At 59.3% G+C, this 15,089-nt stretch carries 6 protein-coding genes; all 6 read right to left on the reverse strand.

Going from position 1 to position 15,089, the window contains the following annotated elements; translation table 11 throughout:
* Positions 1-28 precede the first annotated feature (28 nt).
* A complete protein-coding gene (locus KUE00_RS01240) occupies positions 29-3,139 on the reverse strand; it encodes an efflux RND transporter permease subunit (RefSeq protein WP_246757676.1) in 3,111 nt (1,036 codons plus the stop codon).
* A gap of 65 nt (positions 3,140-3,204) precedes the next feature.
* Positions 3,205-3,894, reverse strand: coding sequence for a thioesterase II family protein (locus KUE00_RS01245; RefSeq protein WP_281434431.1), 690 nt, complete (start codon positions 3,892-3,894; stop codon positions 3,205-3,207).
* Positions 3,895-4,016: 122 nt separating this feature from the next.
* A complete protein-coding gene (locus KUE00_RS01250) occupies positions 4,017-4,757 on the reverse strand; it encodes a glycosyltransferase family 32 protein (protein ID WP_246757678.1) in 741 nt (246 codons plus the stop codon).
* Complete coding sequence (locus tag KUE00_RS01255) at positions 4,757-13,156, reverse strand: non-ribosomal peptide synthetase (RefSeq protein WP_246757679.1); 8,400 nt, start codon at positions 13,154-13,156, stop codon at positions 4,757-4,759. The genes KUE00_RS01250 and KUE00_RS01255 overlap by 1 nt, the downstream gene beginning before the upstream one ends.
* A gap of 28 nt (positions 13,157-13,184) precedes the next feature.
* Positions 13,185-14,849, reverse strand: coding sequence for a cyclic peptide export ABC transporter (locus tag KUE00_RS01260; protein ID WP_246757680.1), 1,665 nt, complete (start codon positions 14,847-14,849; stop codon positions 13,185-13,187).
* Between the two features lie 27 nt (positions 14,850-14,876).
* Positions 14,877-15,089 carry an MbtH family protein gene (locus tag KUE00_RS01265; protein ID WP_246757681.1) on the reverse strand — a complete coding sequence of 71 codons (213 nt, stop codon included), beginning with the start codon at positions 15,087-15,089 and terminating at the stop codon, positions 14,877-14,879.

Below are 15,089 nucleotides of genomic sequence, written 5' to 3' on the forward strand. Positions count from 1 at the left end.
GGTCAGAAACACCGGCTTACCGCCCTTATTACGCCCCTTTTTTAATCACCGAAGAGCATTTTGCCACCACGGCACAAACGCTGATAAAGAAAACGGGGACAAAGTAAATCGCCAGCAGCGTACCGCTGATCATCCCGCCAAAGACGCCGGTGCCGATGGCGTGCTGGGTACGCTCGCTGGCTCCCGTTGCCAGCATCAGCGGCACTACCCCCAGCGTGAAGGCCAGCGAGGTCATAATAATCGGCCGCAGGCGCAGGCTTGCCGCCTCGATGGTGGCCTCGAAAACCGTCGCCCCCTGCGCATGCAGCTGCCGGGCAAACTCGACGATAAGAATGGCGTTTTTCGCTGAAAGCCCGATCAGCATAATCATGCCGACTTTGAAAAAGACGTCGTTTGGCATGCCCGCAAGGTAAACCGCCGCCAGCGCGCCAGCCAGGCCAAGCGGCACTACCAGCAACACCGAAAACGGCACCGACCAGCTTTCATACAGGGCGGCCAACACCATAAAGACCACCAGCACCGATAAAGTCAGCAGCATCGGCATCTGCGCCGCCGAGTTCTTCTCCTGAAGTGAAGTTCCGCTCCACTCCGCCATAAAACCTTTGGGTAAGGTGGCGGCAAGCCGTTCCATCTCTGCCATTGCCGCCCCGCTGGAGTAGCCCGGCGCCGTGCTGCCGCTAATCTTTATCGCCGGATAGCCCTGATAGCGATTGAGCTGCTGCGGAAGCTGCGTCCAGCTGGTGGTGATAAATGCAGAGAGCGGCACCATCTCCTCCTTACTGTTGCGCACGTAGAGCTTAAGCAGATCCTGGAGCTGCATGCGGTATGGCGCATCCGCCTGCACAATCACCTGCTGCACGCGGCCGTCGTCGACATAATCATTGACGTAGTAAGAGCCGGTCGCCACCGATAAGGTCTGGTTAATCTCATCAAATGACACTCCCATCGCCTGCGCTTTTTCCCGATCGATATTCAGCCTGGCGCTGACGCCTTCGGGCAATCCGTCGGTGTAAACGCCGCTGACTATGCTGCTGCCTGCGGCCAGCTCCGTTAACTTTGTGGCTGCCTGCAGTAACGCGGCATAGCCTTTTCCGCCCCGGTCTTCCAGATAGAGGGTAAAACCGGAGGAAGTACCCATATCGGCAATCGCTGGCGGCAGCAGGCTCATTGCCATCGCATCAGGCTGCGTATCCATCTCCTGCTGTACAAACGCCGCCTCGCCTTCCGCCGTCGCCCCGTTGCGCTGGCCCCAGTCTTTCAGGGTGGTAAACGCCAGCGCCGTATTCGGGCCAGAGCCGGAAAAACCGTAGCCAAAGACGGTAATATTGCCGTTTATCCCGGCCCGCTTACCCACGACAGATTCCAGATGTTCGGCCACCTTGCGAGTTCGCTCCTGGGTAGCCTCTGACGGCAGCTGAATAGCCGTCATAAAATATCCCTGATCTTCATCAGGCAAAAAGGAAGAAGGTAACGTGCGGTAAGCCATAAAAACGATGCCGCATAACAGGGCGTACAGGATCATCATTCTTCCGCTGCGCTTTAAGCTAAACCGCAGCCCCGAACGATAGCCGTTTGCCAGCCGATTAAAGCGCCGGTTAAACCAGCCGAAAAAGCCTTTCCTGTCCGTACCGCGCGTGGTAACGGGGTGCAGCAAAGAAGCGCATAAAGCTGGCGTCAGCGTTAAGGCGAGGAAGGCCGAAAAGAGAATAGAGACGGCCATAGAGAGCGTAAACTGGCGGTAAATCACGCCGACTGACCCACTGGCGAACCCCATCGGGATAAATACCGCCGTCAGCACCAGCGTGATGCCAATGATGGCTGGCGTGATCTCGCGCATCGCCTCGCGCGTTGCCTCCTTTGGCGACATCCCTTGCTCTGCCATCAGGCGCTCAACGTTTTCCACTACCACGATGGCATCGTCCACGATAATACCAATCGCCAGCACCATGCCGAACATGGTCAGCACGTTAATAGAAAAGCCGCTCAGCAGCATAATAGTGAAGGTGCCAAGCAGCGCCACGGGGGCCACGATGGCTGGAATAAAGGTGTAGCGCAGCTTTTGTAAAAACAGCAGCATTACCAGAAAAACCAGCACCATCGCTTCAATGAACGTGTGGATGACTTTCTCAATCGACAGCTTCACAAAGGGCGCGGTATCAAAAGGCACGGAGAACGCCATGCCTTCCGGCAGCGCCGTAGAGAGTTCATCGAGTCGCGCCCGCACCCCTTCCGCCGTGCTGACCGCGTTAGCGCCGGGCGTCAGCTGGATGGCCGCGGCCGTAGCGGGCTTGCCGTTTTCACGAATGGCAAAAGAGTAGTTTTGCAGGCCGTGCTCAATGCGGGCCACGTCGCCCAGCCGCACGCGAGAACCGTCGGGCTGCGCCTTAAGGGTGATGTTACGAAATTCCTCAATGGAAGAAAGCTGTCCCTGAACGTTTAGCTGATAGGTAACCTTCTGGCCTGGCCGGGCGGGCTCATCGCCGACGCGTCCCGGCGAAACCTGGGCGTTTTGCTGCGTTAAGGCGGTGATAACGTCGGAAGCGGACAGATTATAGGTAAACAGCTTATTGGGATCTAACCAAACCCGCATCGCTTTTTCAGCGCCAAAGAACTGCACTTTCCCGACGCCGGGCACGCGCTGCAGCTCATCCGAAACGTTACGCGCAAAATAGTCGCTCAGATCCTGGTCGGTCCAGGCACCGGAGGGCGATCGCAGGCCGACAATCATCAGGAATCCTGAGTTAGCCGCCTCTACCTGGATGCCGTTTTGCCGAACCGTTTGCGGCAGGCGGGCTTCCACAACCTTAAGTTTATTCTGCACATCCACCTGGGCCAGTTTGATATCGGTTCCGGGCCGGAAGGTAATGGTAATACTCGCCGTGCCCGAGGTGTCGCTGGAGGATTCGAAATAGAGCATGTTATCCACGCCGGAAATTTCGCGCTCCAGCAGTGAGATCACGGACTCGTTCATCGTCTCTGGCGTAGCGCCCGGATAGGTTACGCTGACGCTGACGCTGGGTGGTGCCACTGACGGATACTGCGCAACGGGAAGTTGAGGGATGGCAATCAAGCCTGCCAGAACAATAAACAGGGCAATGACCCATGCAAAGATGGGTCGGTTAATAAAAAACGGCGACATCGGGGATTTCCATAGAGTGAATCAGGGCTTGCAAACCAGGGCTATCCTGAAGCGCCCTGCTATAGCTACGCTGCCAGTCGCAAATTGATGATATTAGCGATAGCGGAAAACTGTGGCTTAAGGAAAAAATGGTCGCCCCGTAACAGATGCGATTCAAAGCTGCCGCGCGTCGCCTGCCGCCATCCAAAAACGGCTTCGGCAGTGACCCTTTCATCCCTGTCGCCTGCTAAAGCGGTAACGCTGGCGTCCAGAACGGTGTCAGATTTCGCCCGATGATTTTCAACGGCGGTAAAATCGGCCCGCAGCATGGGAAGCAGCAGCGCCATCAGCTCTGCATTTTCCAGGATTTCCGACGGCGTGCCGCCAAGAAGACGCAGCTCTTCAATAAAGTCAGCATCGTTAAGCCCCTGTAGAGATCTGCGTCGATTAGCAGCAAAACCGGGCGCGGGACAGGCGCTAACAAACAGATGGCGCAGGTTGGCGCGCTCGGCCAAAGACAGCTGGCTAACGATTTCAAAAGACAGCGCGGCGCCCATACTGTGGCCAAACAGCGCAAACGGGCTGGCAAAATGAGGACGTAGCTCCTCGATCATGCGCCCGGCCAGCTCTTCTATCGAAACGTGCGCCGCTTCGTTCATCCGCGAACCGCGTCCGGGTAGTTCGGGAGTATGTACCTCGATATCAGGCAGCAACTGCGCCAGCCCACGAAAAATTGCCATACTGCCGCCTGCATAAGGGAAACAAATCAGTCGCATCAGAAACTCTCTCCTTTTCTCTCTAAAAGCGGCGCGGCTGCTTCACCGCCACGCCGCTGGCATACATAGTTATCACGGCTTTACGGGCAGCGGCTGGCCCTGCCCTGTTTTATTGACCGTACCTACTGTCTGACGAGCGCGCGCATGCCGCTGACCACCGTTGAGAAGCCGCGCGCCAGCCTGGAAAGCAGCCGGGCCGAAGGCGACATCCAGTTCAAATCCATGTCGTGCCGTCCGTAGGGGATCCAGCCCTGTTGCTTATCGTGGACATAACCCGGCGTGGCGGTGCCCTCAAAATATTCGCCAGGGCAGGCCAGCGTTCCCGGCAAGGCCAGCACGCCGCTTTCCTCTACGCACAGCGTGAAGAAACGCGGCCCGGAGACCACCGCGATTTGCATCGCCGCGTTTTCCCGCATAAAGGAAGGTACGTCGCTCAAATCGGCGCTGATTTTGTGGGTTAAATGATGCAGTACCGTTTCCCACAGGGGATGGGCGGCGGCGCTGGCGATAAAGGCGATGTTGTAGCCCACGGTTTCGGAAAGGATAAGTTCATGGCCGGTCAGCAGCTCATCGACAGGCCGCAAACATTCGATGTCCAGGTCGGCATACAGGCCGCCCAGCGTGGCCAGCAGGCAGTAGCGGGCGCTGTCCATCCGCTGCACGTCCTGCGGATAAGCGTCGTAAACCGGCAAGAACTGCGGCCAGTGGCTGGCCACATGTTCACGCAGGGAGTGTGCATCCCACAGCAGGCACTGCCAGTCCGGATGATGCTGTTGCCAGGTTTTGCGGTAACGCCGGTATTTCTCCGGAACCTGGTCTTCACCCTGATACCAAATCTGATGAACTATACGTGGAATACTCATTATCGCATCTCGTCGTTGATGGATTTAGTCAGGCTTGCGGCCAGTTCCTGTACGTGCGGGGGCTTAAGCATGCCGACGTGATCGCCGCTGGCCTGGTGGACAGTGACCCGATCGGCATATTTTTCCCAGCCTGCGTCTCCCTGTTGCGCGAGCGCGTCGGTGGCCCATAACGTCACCGGACACGCTACCCGGCCTGGCTGGTAGCCGTGCAGGCTCTCCAGGTTGTTTTTGTAAATGGTAAACAGCTGCATAACATGCTCCGGTGAGGTGTGTTCAGGAACGACGCCCGCCTCGGTGATGCTGGCGGTAATCCAGCTTTCACGTTCACCTTCAGGCAGCGCGCGCAGGCGAGCGGCATCCACATCAATGCGTTTATCCATAGAAAGCTCAATGGTGCGGATCATGTAATCCATCAGATCCAGATCGTCGCGGGGAAGCTGTTGCAAAGACTCCCTGTCCGGCTCCGCTATGCCGTCAAGAATCGCCAGCATCAGCGGCGTTTTGCCCAGGGTGGTCAGCTTGCGCGACAGCTCGGTAGCCACCTGCGCACCAAAGGAGTGACCAACCAGGATCAGCGGGCCGGGGAGTCTGGCTTCCACAATGGCGCGAGCATACAGCTCTGCCATCTCGGTAACCGAAGGCGCACGGGTGTGCTGCTCGGCCAGCGCCTGGATAGCGTAGACGCCAAACGTGGTAAGCTCTTCGGCCAGTGAACGGTAGGAAAGTATCTGGCCGGAGATGTCATGCACCAGCACCACGCTGGGCGCATTTTCACGTACGTGGATCGGCACCAGCGCGTCGGTGGCCGCGTTGCTGTCAGAGGTTAGCGCTGCCGCCTGCGCCTCCAGCGTGCGCAGCCCGAAAAGGCTCGCCAGCGGCAATACACGTTTAAACTCGCGCTCAATCAGGAAAATCAGCTTCACCGCCCGCAGTGAATCGCCCCCCGCTTCAAAGAAGTTGGCCTGCGGATCGCTGACCGGATGGCCGACCACTTCCTGCCAGATTGCCGCCAGCCGCTGTTCGGTGGCGTTCAGCGCTCGGCTTTCGCCTGATGCCTGAGGCTGGTGGATAATCGCAGGCGACGGCAAGGCGTTACGATCCACTTTGCCGCTCACGGAGATGGGCAGCGTCGGCAGCAGCACATAGTGCGAAGGCACCATAAAGCCAGGCAGACTTTCGCGCAGCCAGGCATCCAGACCGTCATGGTTTTCGGCCGCCAGCCAGGCCACCAGACGGCTTACGCCCTGCCCGTCCGTATGCACCTTCACCGCCGCTTCAGACACGCCCGGATAGAGACGAATTTTTTCCTCAATCTCGCCAGGTTCAATGCGGAAGCCGCGGAATTTAACCTGGTTATCGCTGCGGCCCAGATAGTGGATAACGCCGCCTGTTCCCCAGCAGGCGCGATCGCCCGTACGGTAGAGACGCCCGCCTGCCGAGAACGGATCCGGAATAAAACTTTGCGCGGTTAACGCCGGTTTCCCTGCATAGCCACGCGCCAGACCTTCACCCGCCACGTAGAGATCGCCAGGCATTCCCACGGGCAACGGCTGAAGATAGTCATCCAGCACGTAAACCCTGACGTTCCAGATACCGCGACCAATCGGCACCGCGCCAAACCAGGGGGTATCGGCGGTAATGTGATAATTACAGCAGCCTACCGTCGCTTCGGTTGGGCCATATTCATTGTACAGGCGGGTGGCAGGCGCGTGGCGACGCCACTGTTCCACGGTAGCAGCATGCAGCGCCTCGCCGCCGATGACGATGGCACCAACCTGGCTGGCGGCCAGCTGTTCAGGTTGCAGCACGTGCTGCAACACCTCCAGCTGTGCCGGGCCGCAGTCAATCAGCGCCAGCGGCTCTTTGCTCTCCAGCAAAGAATTTCTGATGCGGGAAAGCACGTCATCGCGCAGCATCAGCTGCATACAGCGTCCGCTTAACAGCGGCGTAAACAGCGTGGTCATACTGCCGTCGAAGGCGTAGGAAGGCGTCATCAATACGCTGCCCTCGCTGCCTGGCATATAGTTATCCAGCGCCCAGCTCAGGTAGTTAACGATAGCGCCATGGGTAATCATTACCCCTTTCGGCACGCCCGTAGAACCAGAGGTGTAGATGATATAGGCAAGGTTCGCGAGCGTCGCGCCGCTGGCCGGACAGCGGCTGGCCTGACCCAGCTCTTCCAGCAGAATTTTCGGCCCGCTAAAAGAGGTGGTCGACGTCAGCGCGGTCTGGGTGACCAGCACCGGCGGCCGGGCATCGGCCAGGATCAAATCAAGACGCTCGGTCGGATAAGCCGGATCCAGCGGCAGATAGGCGGCACCGGCCTTCATAATTCCCAGCAGCCCGATAACCATCCCGCGATCGCGCTCGGTACAGAGCCCCACGATAGTGTCAGGCCCGACGCCCCGATCGTGCAGAGCGCAGGCTAACGCGTTAGCTCGCGCCTCCAGCTCTGCATAGCTGATCTCGCCAGCGGCATCACGAATGGCGATGCTGTCCGGCGTACGCGAGGCCTGCTGAGCGATAAGTTCATGCAGGCACAGCTGCGGGATCTGCTGGCGGGTAGCGTTTAGCGTTTCCAGCAGCCACTGGCGCTCGTCCGCTGCCAGCAGATCCAGCCTGTTGACCGGCATCTCTGGTTTTGCCGCCATCGCCAGCAGCAGCGTTTTCAGCTGGGTGGCGAAGTGCCCAACCGACGCATATAAAAACTTATTCGCATCGTATTCGAGCATGCCCTGCAAACCGGCCTGGCCGCTGGCGTCAGCCGTTTCAATAAAGGTCAGGCTGAGATCGAATCCCGCCACGCCTTCCTGGCCCTGAAGAGGTTCAACCTCCAGCCCCGGCAGCGTGAAGTTGCCCAGCGGCATATTTTGCAGGGTCAGCATGGTCTGGAACAGCGCATGGCTATCGCGTGAGCGTTCCGGGCTAAGCTCGCTGACGACCGCGTCAAACGGTGCATCCTGCCATTCGTAAGCTTCCAGCACGCGTTCACGCACGTGCGCCAGCAGCGCCTGCCCGCTTAATCCGCCCTCGCCCTGAATACGCAGCGCAAGCGTATTCAGGAAGCAGCCGACGATGCCTTCCAGCTCCTTCTGCTGACGCTGGGCGATTGGCGTGCCGATGACCACATCATCCACGCCGCTGTAGCGCCCCAACAGCGCGGCGTAACCTGCCGCCAGCACCATAAACAGGGTCGCGCCGTTTGTTTCAGCAAAGCGCTTCAGCTGACCCAGCTGAAGCGCATCGAAATTGAAATAGATGATTTTGCCCATCTGTGGCGTGTCGGCGTGCGGCGCTCTTTCAAAAGGCAGTGCCAGACCGTAAGGCACGCCCTGCAAACGCTGCTTCCACTGCTGCAAGATAGACTGCAAACGCGCGCCCGCCATCTCCGACCGCTGCCAGACGGCAAAGTCAGCCAGCTGCACGGGCAGCGCCGCCAGCTGTGGCGATCGTCCGGCCAGGCAGGCGGAATAGCATTCGCTGAATTCGCGCACCATCACGCCCAGCGACCAGCCGTCGCAGATAGCGTGATGCAGGGTAAGTTGCAGCACGTGCTCCTGCTCTCCCATCCGCACCAGGTTCAGGCGCAAAGGCGGTGCGACATCAAGGCTGAAGCGCGTATTGGCCTGCACGGACAGCAATGTCCTCAGCGCCGTTTCGGCCTCAGCGCGGGGAAGATGGCTGAAATCCGCTTCCTCAATCGCTGGCGTCCACTCTGCTCTTATCAGCTGCGCAGGCTCGCCATCGTGCTGAATAAACAGGGTGCGCAGCGCCTCGTGACGCGTCACGATAGCCTGGATAGCCGTACGCAGCGCGGCAGGCGCTAACTGCCCGCGCAGCCTCAGCGCCAGTGAAATGTTATGCGAGCCGACAGGCCCCTGATCTATCTGCTCCATAAACCAGAACCGTTGCTGGGTATAGGCTAACGGCAGCAGGCCTTCGCGCGGCACCGGCCTGATGGCGGCAGGCTGCGGCAGAGCAGAGGCGGTTTTCTTCTGCAAATCATCCAGCAAGGCCGCCAGCCCGGCGATGGTCGGCCGATCGAACAGGCTTCTTAACGGCAGCTTCACCGCAAACGCCGCGTTAAGGCGCGAAATCACCTGCGTTGCCAGCAGCGAGTGGCCGCCCGTTTCAAAGAAGTTGGCGTGCAGCGCTGGCCGGGCCAGCTGGAGTACCTCGGCCCAGACGTCTGCCACCTTGCGTTCGGCCTCGCTTAACTGCTGATCCTGTTCTGCGGCGGCTTCTTTTATTTCCTGGCCCGCTTCCGGCAGCGCGGCAAAGTCGAGCTTGCCGTTTATGGTCAGCGGGAAAACGTCCAGCGGCACGTACACCGCCGGCAGCATATAGTCAGGAAGATAAGCGGAAAGGTAACTACGCAGCGTCGTTGCCAGTGCGTCTCCCTCTCTCAGCTGGACGGGAACGTTGAAGAAGCGGGTAAGCTCTGCATCACGATTGACGGCAGGCGTAAAAGCAGGCAGCGCTGCATTGCTGGCCGCCACGGCCAGATCGAACTGTCCGGGCTGGCCCTGACTGGCCCAGCACAGCTTCGCCGCGCCCGCACGTGCCCGCCAGATGTCAACCAGCGCAGCGGGATCGGAGCCGGATTGGGTGTCGGACCAGGCGTCCCACTCCTGCGCGCCTGGCGCAGCTGCGGCATCGCCAGCCAGCCAGCCCAGAAACGCTTCGACAGCGGCCAGCCGTGAGTTAGGAATATTGCAGATTAACGCAGGCTCTCCTCGCCACGCCGCTTCAACGCTTGCGGCTTCCACACGTGCAGCAGGCGCGGAAGTTTGCGGTTCGCCTTTGACAAGCACGACATCGTAACGATAGGTGGTAAGCTCGTTCGCGCCGCCGCTGACCTTCGGTAACACGTCGATACGCGCGATGTCGTTGCGTTGCGCCGCCCAGTGGAAGAAAAAGTCGGGATCGACCAGCAGCTCTTTCTCCTCCTCCACCATTTTTGCCAGCTGCGCCAGCAGGCTGGCCCGGTCAGCACCGGCTGGCCGACGATGCGCCAGGCGGCTGGCATGAAAATGCCGCAGCAGGCCCAGATGGCGCAGGTCGCCAACAAACAGGCGACCGTCGGTCTGCAGCCGATCCATCGCCTGTTCCATCACGTCAATAAAGTAGCGGGCATCGGGGAAGTACTGCGCGACGGAGTTGAGGATCACCAGGTCAAAATCCTCGGCCAGCCCGGCCAGATCGCGGGCTTCGCGCTGCTCCAGCTGCACGTGCGTCAAGCCACGCTGCGCCACCTTTCTGGAGAGTCGGGCAACGGCCTCGGCGGAAAAGTCCAGTCCCTGATAGCGTTCGACCTGCTGAGCCAGCGGCAGCAGCAGCATGCCTGAACCGGTGCCCATTTCCAGAATGCGGGTCGGTGCCAGCGCGCGCAGCCGTTGCAGAATTTCATCCCGCCACAGACGCATCTCTTCCAGCGGCAGCGGCTTGTTATCGTAGGAGTTGTTCCAGCCGACCACATCCAGCTCGTCATCCTCAACCTCTGCGGCATAGATCATATCGAAGCTTGGCCGCCAGTCCTCGGCAGACGCGCCGCTTTCCGGCAGACAGGTCTGGCGCTTACGCACGTAGGCCACCAGCCGTGCGGCTTCCTGCTGCCCTCTGACCACCACCACGGCATCGTCAATGGCGGGATGACGCCGTAAGGTATTCTCGATCTCGCCGGTTTCGATGCGATAGCCGCGCAGTTTGATCTGGGAGTCGGCTCGCCCACGGTATTCCATTTCGCCCCAGGCGTTAATGCGCGCCAGGTCGCCGCTGCGGTAAAAAGGCATGCCGCTGGCATCACGCTGAAAGCGCGCGGCGGTCAGCTCTGGCTGATGACGATAGCCCCGCGCTACGCCCGCGCCGCCGACAAAAATCTCGCCGACCATGCCTTGCGGGACGGGTTCGCCATGCGGATCGAGAAGGCGAAGACATAAATCCGGCAGCGGCGCGCCGATGACGCTGCTGGACGCGCGCGCTAAATCCCGCCAGTTAATCAGGCGGAACGTGGCGTGTACGGTGATTTCAGTGATGCCATACATATTGACCAGGCGGGGCTCTTCGTCGCCGTGCCTGTCCATCCAGGAAGCGAGGCTGGCGATATCCAGCGCCTCGCCGCCAAAAACGACGTAGCGCAAAGCCAGATCGCCCTCGCGCGGGTTGGCCTCTTCGGCCGCCATCAGCTGGCGAAAAGCGGACGGCGTCTGGCTCAGTACGGTGACTTTCTTGTCGCACAGCAGGTCGTAGAAGCTGTCGGTCGTTCGCGCCACGATGGGCGGGACGATCAGCAAAGAAGCGCCGTGAACCAGCGCGCCCCAGATTTCCCATACCGAGAAATCAAAGGCGTAAGAGTGGAAAAAGGTCCAGACGTCGTTGCGGTCAAACTCGAAAAGGCTGTCGCAGGCGGTGAACAGTCTCGCCACGTTAGCGTGGGTGATCTCCACGCCCTTGGGCCGTCCCGTGGAGCCAGAGGTATAGATAATGTAGGCAAGCTGGTCGGCGCTGACCTGCGGCAGTTCACCGGCTGGCGGCTCGTCAGTTTCATCAATGCAAAGCAGCGTACCGGCAAAGGCTGGCAGCGTGGCCGCGCTGGCCTTATCGGACAGAATAAATTTTACCTGGCTGTCTTCCAGGATGGTGGCGATACGCTCGGCGGGAGAGTGAATATCGACGGGCAGATAACCGCCACCGGCCAGCCACGTCCCCAGCATCGCGGCGATCATGTCAAAGCCCGGTTCAAACCACAGCCCTACCGGCACTTCCGCTTTTATCCCGGCGTTCAGCAAAACGTGGGCGATACGGCGTGCCTGCGCGGCCAGCTCGCCATAGGAGAGACTCTCTTCGCCCAGCCGCAGCGCTCGCCTCTCGGGGTACTTTTCGGCGTGCTGCAAAATCAGCTCGTGTAGCGGCCTGAACGGCAGTGGCTCAGCCTGAAGAGGAAGTGACAGCAGAGGCGCCCGCTCTTTTACCAGCGCCAGCCGCGATACCGGCTTGTCTGGCGAAACGGCGATATCGGCTAACAGGATTAGCCACTGCTCCGTCAGGCGGCTAACCGAGGCTGGCAGAAACAGATCGGTGTTATAAACAAAGGTGCCGGACAGCGTCCCCTCCGACTCGCTTAAAAACAGCTCCAGATCGAAACGGGCGGCTTCCTGGCTGAGCAGCCTTTCGGCTTCGAGGGTGCCCAACGACATGCGCGTGGCGGGCAGGTTCAGCATGGTCATAGCGACCTGGAACAGCGGATTGCGGCTGGGATCGCGGGCGATTTTCATCCCTTCCACTAGCCGATCGTAAGCCAGCGTACCGTGATCCATCGCGGCGTGAACTTTGCCGGTAGTGGTACGCAGCAGCTCGCGGAAGCTCGGATCGCTTTCCAGCCTGGCCCTGATAACCACCATATTGGCAAAGAAGCCAACCAGCCCTTCCAGCTCCGGATTATCGCGGCCCGCAATCGAGGTGCCGATGGCGATATCAGCCTGCCGCGCGTGGCGTCCCATCAGCACGTGCAGCGCGGCCATCATTAAACTGAACAGCGTAGAGCGCTCGCTATGGGCCAGCGTTTGCAAGGCTCGCGTAGTGGCAGCAGGCAGCTGAAAACTGATTGTTGCGCCGTTAAACGTCTGTTTCTGCGGGCGCGGAAGATCGCATGGCAATTCCAGCAACGGCAGGCCTTGCAGCTCAGCGAGCCAGTAATTCATCTCTTTGTTTTCACGCTCTCTGGCAACGCCGCTCTCTCGTTGCCAGAGAGCATAGTCGAGATAGCGTACCGGCTGGTGAGGCAGCAGCGGCCGCTCACCGCGGGCATAAGCGTGATACAGCACGGCCAGCTCGCTCATCAGCACGGTCATTGACCACGCATCGCTGATGATGTGGTGCAGGCTGAGCATCAGCGCGTGCTCGTCCGGCCCCAGCTTTACCAGCACGGCGCGGAAAGGTTTGCCGTCGGCGAGCACAAAGGGACGCGCCGCTTCACGCAGCAGCAGCTTATGCAGCGCCTCGTCCGCGCTTTTCTCTGTGGAATCGGTCAAATCAATGCTTTTTTGCACCGGCATATAGCCCGGCATAATGCGCTGTTCTGCCTTGCCGCTCTGGCTGTCAATTGCGGTGCGCAAGGCTTCGTGGCGCTCAACCAGCGTTTCCAGCGCCGCGCACAGCGCCTGTTCGTTAAGCTGGCCGTGCAGGCGGAAGGCGTTGAAAATCGTATAGGCGGCGGCGTCAGGATCTAATTCGCTGAGAAACCACAGGCGCTCCTGCTGAAAGGATAGCGGCCCTTGGTTCGCCGCCCGGGCGGCGATGGCCGGTTGCTGCTCCAGCAGATCGTCAGCTAACAACGCATCAAGGAGATCAAGGTCTTCGTCAAAACCGGCGTTCTGGTCCAGATTACCACTAACACTCATCGGGCTACTCCTTGGGGGCCAACATTCATCAGGCATGTTCGGGAAAAAGGCGCACGGGTACGGCTGACTTAAAAAAACGTTCTTCGCAACGGCCTTCCTCAAAATGGAACCAGCGGTCGGCATGTTCGAAGTACTGTTCATCGTGGGTAACGGCGATAATGGTCTTGCCCAGCGCTTTCAGCCTGGGCAGCTCTTCACGGTAGAACCAGCTGCGGAAATGGGGATCCTGATCGGCGGCCCACTCATCGAAGATGTAGATCTGCCGATCTTCAAGCAAGGTGACCAGGTGAGCGAGTCGCTTACGCTGGCCGGTGGAGAGATTCAGCGGCGTGAAAATGCGGCCGTCCAGGCGCACCTTACCGTCAAGGGCGAGCCTGCCAAGCTGCTCGGTTATCAGTGAACGGTGCGGGACTTCCGTGCCGTAGAGCTTAGTAAACAGGTGATAGTCAGCGAATATCGCCGAGAATAACCCGCGATAGCCCGCCACTTTTTCCGGCTTGTTGACCCGCTCACCGTTCAGCAGCACGTCGCCGTGGCTGGCAAAGCGCAGGCCGGTCAGCAATTTCAGGAAAGTCGATTTCCCGGAACCGTTGCCGCCGGTAACAAAAATCACCTCACCCTGAAAAATCAATAAATTAAGAGGAGAGATTTCAAAAGCTGGCCCTTCGTTCGCCTCGTAGGCAAAACGAACATCTCTCAGCTCAATACTGCGCATTGGCTCGGTGACGACGTCGGGCAAATCGGGATCCCGGTTGGCGGCGGCATCCAGCCGCTGCTCCAGCTCGCCAATGCTTTTTGCTGCCGCGTTGGCCTGAGCGTACATCGGTAAAATGCCGATAAACTGGCTCAGCGGGCCGTTCAGAAAGAGGATCACCGCAATGACCTGAACCTGTAAAAGCGTCTGCATCTGCCCGGCCAGAGGCAGCACGAAGATCACCAGGCCAATCAGGATATAGAGAATCGACTGCAGCATAATCATGTGGTCGGTCGCCAGGCCGAACGCCTTTTGGTTCAGGCTGGCGGTTTGATCGGACGCGTCCACCAGTTCCTCATAGACTTCCCGGCGGCGTTTCTGATGAAGCTTAAGTTCCTTGAATCCTCTGATAATGTGGCTGGTTAACCCTGACAGGCTGTTTTCCGACTGCAGCGCCTGTTCCGTAGCGTTGAAAATGGCCCGCATGCGGATAAAATTCAGCGCGACGCCAAAGACGATAACGCCTGCGGTGAGAAGAAATGCCGGTAGCGAAAGCCAGGCCAGATAAGCCGCCGCGCAGACAAACAGCATCACCGACTGGCCGGAAGCGATAATGGCCGTGCAGGCGTTGGACATGGTTTTAATGTCTTTTTCCACGCACGCCATCAGGTTCTTTTCGCCAATTTGCTCGTAGGTTTGCAAATCAATCCTGGTCAGCTTATCCACCACGCGCACGCGCACGCTGTGGATAGAACGCTCCACGCGCAGGGCCGTGCAGCGCATAGCGTAACGCTGGCTGAAAAGGAACATGAACAACGTTAAGGCAGTCAGCGCGACCAGAGAGAGCGCTTTCCCCTGCTGTTCAACGGCATGCGCTGCCTGTGTAAGAATTGCAACCAGTCCCGCACCGGCCAGCCCGGCCAGCGATTGTGCCGCCAGTAACATTGACAGCCGGGGCGCGCCCTGCGGTCGTTCAGAAAGTAGCCTGTACATGTTCATGTTCACTCTCCCGCCTGCATCCCAAATTTAACGATTATCATCCATGGCTTTGCGTAAGCTCAGTGGGCGCATGTCTGTCCAGACTTTCTCAATGTGGGCCAGGCACTCCTGCTCGCTGGCGGGTTCGCCAACCTGCTGCCAGCCGGCCGGGACGTCGCGATACGTAGGCCAGATGGAGTACTGCTCTTCGTGGTTCATCACAACAGAGTAAGTCACAGCGTTGTTTTCAATTTCACTCAT

It is taken from the genome of Erwinia phyllosphaerae (genome assembly GCF_019132875.1).
Lineage (GTDB): Bacteria > Pseudomonadota > Gammaproteobacteria > Enterobacterales > Enterobacteriaceae > Erwinia > Erwinia phyllosphaerae.